Source organism: Streptomyces sp. NPDC055254 (assembly GCF_053606025.1).
Window position 1 is genome coordinate 1 of record NZ_JBSGQV010000077.1, and the last position, 6717, is coordinate 6717.

Annotated in this window: 4 protein-coding genes and 1 pseudogene; 4 read left to right on the top strand and 1 reads right to left on the bottom strand. The window is 67.0% G+C overall.

Annotated features, from left to right (window positions below):
- The first annotated feature begins 578 nt into the window (after positions 1–578).
- A complete protein-coding gene (locus ACWFQ8_RS33150) occupies positions 579–929 on the top strand; it encodes a hypothetical protein (protein WP_453789985.1) in 351 nt (116 codons plus the stop codon).
- Positions 930–1032: 103 nt separating this feature from the next.
- Positions 1033–1818: pseudogene (locus ACWFQ8_RS33155) on the top strand (ISL3 family transposase); the annotation flags it as partial.
- A gap of 1423 nt (positions 1819–3241) precedes the next feature.
- Here ACWFQ8_RS33155 and ACWFQ8_RS33160 read toward each other — a convergent pair.
- On the bottom strand, positions 3242–3661 hold the full coding sequence (locus ACWFQ8_RS33160) for a MarR family winged helix-turn-helix transcriptional regulator (protein ID WP_453789986.1): 420 nt from the start codon (positions 3659–3661) through the stop codon (positions 3242–3244).
- Between the two features lie 93 nt (positions 3662–3754).
- On the opposite strand from ACWFQ8_RS33160, the gene ACWFQ8_RS33165 reads away from it, so the two are divergent.
- Both ACWFQ8_RS33165 and ACWFQ8_RS33170 read left to right on the top strand, forming a co-directional pair.
- The gene (locus ACWFQ8_RS33165; protein ID WP_453789987.1) at positions 3755–4576 is read left to right on the top strand and encodes an SDR family NAD(P)-dependent oxidoreductase; all 822 of its coding nucleotides are present in this window, start codon (positions 3755–3757) and stop codon (positions 4574–4576) included.
- Positions 4577–5455: 879 nt separating this feature from the next.
- A complete protein-coding gene (locus tag ACWFQ8_RS33170; protein ID WP_453789988.1) occupies positions 5456–6013 on the top strand; it encodes a ricin-type beta-trefoil lectin domain protein in 558 nt (185 codons plus the stop codon).
- Positions 6014–6717 lie beyond the last annotated feature (704 nt).

The following is a 6717-nucleotide window of genomic DNA, read 5'->3' on the forward strand; positions in this document are numbered from 1 at the left end:
CACCCGCTGGAACATGGCCCACAACTCATCCGGCACCAGCCGCTCAATGATCCCCACCATGAACGACAGCCTACCCAAACGACCAAATGAGATGACGTCTTACCGTCCACTCAGCCCGCCCCCATCCGCATATCTCACACCACACGGATACAGCCCCCCACCCACACCCATCAGGGGCTTCGCAAAGATTCACCCCGACGAGCCGAAGTCAGTAACCGGGCGTCACTCCAAGCGTTTCCCGAGACGGCCCGGAGACCCGCGCTGGAAAGCATCCTCAGCAGCGTCCAAATCCGTGCGGAGCGGTCGTACTCGTCGCCGCGCAACATCACCTCGAAAGGGCCTTGCCCAGGTCGGCGCCCACCTCATGGGGATTGACTCCCCGCCACGGCGGCGCTGGGCATCGCCCGCAGCATCACAGCAGTCACACGGGGCTACATGTCTATTCGCCGTAGCCATACGAAAACAGAGCTGAGTAGCAGCTACTCAGGTTGCGAAGAGCCGGATTCCCTAGTGTGGGCGTGGCATCGGATCACCGCCCGTGGTGACACACCAACCCATCACAAACCGCCGGAGACTCCATGGAATCCGTCACGACCGCTCTCAACGCCACTGCGGCCGTCGTCCTACTCCTGTCCTCGCTCGCCGCGATCGCGCAGCCCACGAAGACGGCCAAGGCGATGCATTTCCAGCTGCTGGGGAACCGCGGCAGGGCGGAGTTCCGCACCGCGGTCGGGGCGGTCTTCATTCCGCCGGCCGTCGTGGCGCTGGTCAGCTTCGAACCTCTGGGCTTCAGGATGATCGCCGCGATCTGGCTGGGCGCCGCGGCCATGCGTATCGTCGCGCTCGCCACGGACCGGCCCGAGGTCGACAAGGGCTACGTGGCGTTCTTCCTCTTCGAGGCTGTTATGGGGTGCTTCGCTCTGGTTTGATGCCGGGATCGGACCGAAGACAGCGGTATACGGGTCTGTCAAACGAACGGCCCTGTCTCACATTCGGTGGTGACGCTGAGTGGCGTAGGTCGTTGATGTCAGCGTGGAGAGTCTCAACGAGCTAGTAGCGACGGTGTTTTCGGGGATATCCCCGCTGGTCATCGAGGATGTGGTCGACGAGGGTGAGCGCGTGGTCGTGAGGGCACGGACTCCAGGAACGACCGCGGTCTGCCCGGTGTGCGGGGTGTTGTCGGGGCGGGTGCACGGCTATCACTGGCGGACGGTGGCCGACCTGCCGATCGACGGTCGGCGGGTCGTGGTCCGTGTCCGGGTACGGCGTCTGGTGTGTCCTACCCGCGGCTGCCGCCACACTTTTCGCGAGCAGCTGGCCGGGGTGCTCGGGCGATACCAGCGACGCACAACCCGCCTGACCAGGCAGGTTAAGGCCGTCGTCAAGGAGTTAGCGGGCCGTGCGGGATCGCGTCTGCTGGCGATACTCGCGATGGGCCTGTCGCGTCACACGGCCCTGCGCACCCTGCTGCGCATTCCGTTGCCCACCGGGCGGGTGCCCCGCGTGATCGGTGTCGACGATTTCGCCCTGCGCCGGCGGCACCGATACGCCACCGTGGTGATCGACGCGGAAACGCATGAGCGGATTGACGTGCTGCCCGACCGCACCGCCGACACGCTGGAAGCGTGGCTGCGCGAGCATCCGGGTGTCGAGGTCGTGTGCCGGGACGGCTCCGCGACCTACGCCGAGGCCATTCGCCGTGCCCTGCCCGACGCAGTGCAGGTCACGGACCGATGGCACTTGTGGCACAACCTAACCGCGCGCTGCTCACACTCGACAGCGCTCAGGCCGCCGAGGCCGCCCGCATCCTGCGGCGCCCGCCGCATCGTGCCCGTCCACTTCGACAGCTGGGCCCACTTCACCGAGGGCCGCGACGAGCTTGTCGCCGCCTTTGCCGCCGCAGGTCTCACCGACCGCGTCGACTTCGGCGTCCGCGGCTGAACCCACCTGCGTCATGCATTCGGTCCCTCCTGCGCTCGGGCGGGCGGCATACCGTACTGCCACGGGGTGAGCACGGCGATGTCGGGGTCCCATCGGGCACGCACGGCTGGAGCGGCAGTCAAGCGAGCCGCCCGCGAAAGCGGCCTGCGCTGTACTTGCCTACTACCCCATCGTCGCCCCAGTTGCGGGGAACCGCCCCCTGTGTCTCACGACGCCCGCTTCACATCAGCGTCGCCCCGCCCGCAGCGCATCCCGCCTGGCACAGAAGGCCCGCCCGCCTCTGATAGCCCTGGACGATGTGCCGCGGCTGCTACATGATGCTGGCGCCGCTCTCAAACTGACGGTCGAGCCAAGTACGGGCCCGCACAGTGGTCAGGCCGAGGGGCGGGCGTGGGATGCAACCTGCGCCCGTCCGGGCGCGCCGAGCGGGCCACCGTACTCCACCGTCACGTCGGCCGATCGCAGGGGCTGGACGACCGTCTCGACCCCGTCCAGGTGGGGGGTAGGCCGTCCTGTCGTCGGTGGAGAGCGGGCTGACGTTCTGGGTCCCGGTGGGCGGCGTGGCGCCCGGCACGGACAGCGGGTTCCGCGCGCTCAGTACGTGGGGCAGTTTCTCCAGGCTCGCCACCGCGGTGCCGATCGGGCCGCTGATATCGAAGAAGAGCGGCTTCGACGTGTCGTTCAGGACGATCTGGGCCCCGAATCCGCCAGCCGCGGGTTCGTGCACCTTCAGTACGTCGAGGCCGCCCTGCGACTGGGAGCGGGGCAGGGGGAAGTCGTCCGAGTACTCGGCGCTGGCGTGCTCGGCTGTGTGCTGTGTTGGCATGCGCGCTATCCCGATGGTTTGCCTCGGCCACCGTCCGTTGGCGCTCTAGGGCTCCCGAGAACTGGGACTGGACTCACGGTGAGCTGGCGCGGGTTGTCCGTGGGGCCGTGGCCGCGTGCCCACCGCGCTGTCCGGGCGTAGCGTGAGGAGCGGATGAGCTCCTGAAAGGGCCGGCATGCGTCGAGATCCACCGATCGCGGGTCACGGGCTCATCGGAGATCTGCGCACTGCCGTCCTGGTCACGTCCGGGATGCCCCTGATGAAGGCGCTGGTCATGCCTTGATGGCTAACGTCGAGCTGTATGCGGGGCGATCCGGCGAAACCGCCACGCGGCTCGATGCGGGCATCGGGGCGTGGGGACAGGGCATTTCGGCAGGACTGGTCTGCACCGTCGGCGGGGTCCATTCCCACAGGCGTGATGTTCGCTGCTGAGGGGGCCGTGAGCGGTGCGATCGCGGCGTCACCGGGGCGCCGTCAAGTCTCCAGCACCAATTGCAGCAGCTCGCGCAAGGATTCGCCCTGCTCCGTGTTGAGTCGGCCCAGCGGGGCGCTGGCGAAGGGCATGCGGGCGCGGAGGTCGGCGGCGACGGCGCGGCCGGCCGCGGTGGCGGCGACGAGCTTGACGCGGCGGTCGCTCGGGTCGGGATGCCTTTCGACCAGGGCGCGGCGTTCCAGGCGGTCGATGATCGCGGTGACGTTGGAGGGCTCCGCATGCAGGTGGTCCGCAATGCGGCGCATCGGGACCGGGTCCTCGCTGGCGAGCAGCGCCTTGGCCTGGAGCGGGGTCAGCTCGTGGGCGGCGGCGGCGGCTTCGGCCTCCAGTGCGTAGCGGCGGTTGAGGGCCGCGAAGAGGCCGACGACCTCCATGGTCGTCTCATCGGATGGCGTGGGCATGACTTCAGTCTACCGATGTGCTTGACAACGTGAACTATACCGCCGCATAGTTATAAAGCATATTAGTTATGGTTCGCAAGTAAAGGTCGAAAGATGAACACCAAGACCGTCCTGATCACCGGCACCTCCTCCGGCATCGGCCTCGCCACCGCCGTCGCCGCCGCACAAAGCGGCTGGCACGTCGTCGCCACCATGCGCGACACCACCAAGGCGGGCGCGCTACTGGCGGCGGCGGAGGCGGCCGGGGTGAACGTCGACGTCCGCGCGCTGGATGTGACCGACCCGGCATCTGTCACAGCCTGCCTGGCCGGCCTCGACCGTCTCGACGCATTGGTCAACAACGCCGGCGCCGGCCACCTTGGCACGCTCGAGCAGGAGAGCGTCGAGGATGTGCGCGCCGTCATGGAGGTCAACTTCTTCGGCGTCCTGCACGTCACCAAGGCAGCCATTCCCATGCTGCGGGCGAGCAAGGGCCGTGTGGTGACCGTGACCAGCGTCGGCGGCGTGGTCGCCCAGCCGTTCAACGAGGCGTACTGCGCGGCCAAGTTCGCGGTCGAGGGCTTCATGGAGTCACTCGCGCCGGTCGCGGCGACAGTCGGCGTGGCCGTCAGCGTCGTCGAGCCGGGCGCAGTGGCCAGCGAGTTCGTCAGCAACGTGGGCGTCCGCGACTCCATGGTGGAGCAGGCTGGCCGGTATGCGCCCGCGCTGGCCGCCTATCTGGCCCGCACCCGCGACGCCATCACCGCCGCGCAGACGCCGCAGGAAGCGGCGGCACCAATCGTCGAGCTGCTGGAGGCCGAGCAGCCCGCCTTCCGCGTACAGACCTCGGATGCCGCGCGCGCGTTCACCGCCATGAAGCTCACCGATGTCGACGGCTCGACCGTGCAGAAGCTGACCAGCGGATGGATTGCCTAGAGAGGTGAACCTCCGACGTCGGCACCTACCCCCGGGTTGCTTGCTCCCGGTGTCCCAATCAGGAGTCCGAAGCTCGGCAGACAGATCAGCGGCCGTAAATCACGTCCAGCTCAGGGTACGGCGGTCATAGCTCACGGTATGTTGCGCCACCTGCCGGACAAGTACCATCCGCGACCGGCGAGGACGACGGAGGTCAGCTCGTTAACCGGCCGCCGGTAGAGTCCTTCTCCATGACGGCCTCCCCGAGGACGCGCAGCACCGCTCCTACAACGGATGAGTCGACGAGGAATCCTGGTTCCCGGGCTTCCTGAGGGCGCCAGACAACTGGCACACGGAACAAGCGGGCTCGCCTTCCTTCCTTGACCAGCCCAAGTCGGGCACACACACTCCGGGTTGCGAGAAAATCATCTGGGCACTGGCATGTCACCCCTCGCCGACAGCGTGGTCGCCCCAGCATGCACAAGGAAATCGGGAGCAATGACCGCAGAGAGCAGTCCGCGAAATCCGCCTGCCAACAGCGATGCCGGTAACGGTGGAGACACGGCCAGCGAAGTACGGCGCATCTCTCCCGCTGCCGGCCCAGTAGCAGGAGCACCCCTGCCCAACGTCTTCCATCCCACCGCACCGACCCTCCTCAACGAATCCTGGATAGCCGCTTTCTCGGACGAGCAGGACGGGTTGGAGCGCACCGCCCAGACAGGCCACGATCACAGTGGCTTCGCGGACCGAACGGAACAGGTGGCCGGACGAAGGGGATCCGGCCACCCATCGGCACTTGACCGCCGAATTCGCACGGCAATAGTTGCCGGCGTGAGCGTCGCAGCCCTGACGGGCGCCATGCTGGTCTTCAGCGACGACGAGCAGCGCCCCGATGTCGGAATGCCTTCGAGTGTCGTGCCCTCACCTGTGCAGTCCCCCACCCCAGAACTCATCCGAAGCGTGGGGCCAAGTACAGCAGCCGACCTCCCAACCACAAGGGCCAGCGAATCACCCTCCGCTTCCGTCCCCACGCCTACCAAGACGGCCATACAGCACAGTGCTGCGCCTGAAGCTTCCGGCAGCCCCCAGAAGGTCGCTTACGTAGGTAATGCGTCGGCGCTCTGCATAGATGCTTCCAATACACGATTGCACCTTGCCGGCTGCGACAGTCAAGCCACCCAACTGTTCACCCATGGCAGCGCCCACGAGCTGCGGACCGCGACAGGCCTGTGCGCCGGGACACCCACCGGCGGGTCTCGCGGTTCTCTCGTCGTCGCCGAGGAGTGCAACGGCGGCCAAGACCAGCGCTGGACAATCGCCAAGGATGGCAGCATTCAACAAGGAGCTCTCTGCCTGGACGCCTTCAACGGAGGGACCGGACCAGGAACCCTGATACAGCTGTGGGACTGCGGTGGCGGCGACAACCAGGACTGGCGCGCGTCTGCCCTCAGTCGCTGACACGCTCACGGAAAGGTGGGCACTCCGCTGCCCGGACGCAGCTTGCCCGCTGGCGAGCAACTGGGGCTGCCAGCGGTCACACACCGTGCTGCCTTTTCCAGGGGCAATTCGCGGAGCTCGTCGCCGCGGGGAGAGATTGCCTCTGTGATTCGACTGGTTGAGGTTCAGTCTACCGGCGACGGCAGGTACTGCCCATCGCTCATGCCGCTCCTTCCTTGTCGCCCCGGGTGCGGTTGGTGACCCAGTCCAGATCGCGTGCGGGTGGCGGCGCCTGCGTCTCGGTGGCCGGGGTGAGGAGAGCTCCCGGTGCCCGGCGGCGGGGGTCCCGGGGTAGCGTATGCCGCCGTCATACAGCTGGAGGGCCGGTCCGGCGTTGCGATCGCAGGACATGGAGGCATCGCCCCAGAGGCGCAGCGCCCCGGCCAGGCCCAGTCAGGCAGGCTGCCAGGGCCTTGGAAGACAGGCGTGCAGCCTTGGTGATGACGTGGATCTTGAAACGGAAGCCCACAGGTCAGAATGGTCTCGGGGCCGGATGTCACCCGGTTGCCTTGCTCCCGTGTCCCTGAAGCGATGGTGCACGTTACGGCGGACATGAGTACCACTAAGACATCATCTCATTTGGTCGTTTGGGTAGGCTGTCGTTCATGGTGGGGATCATTGAGCGGCTGGTGCCGGATGAGTTGTGGGCCATGTTCCAGCGGGTG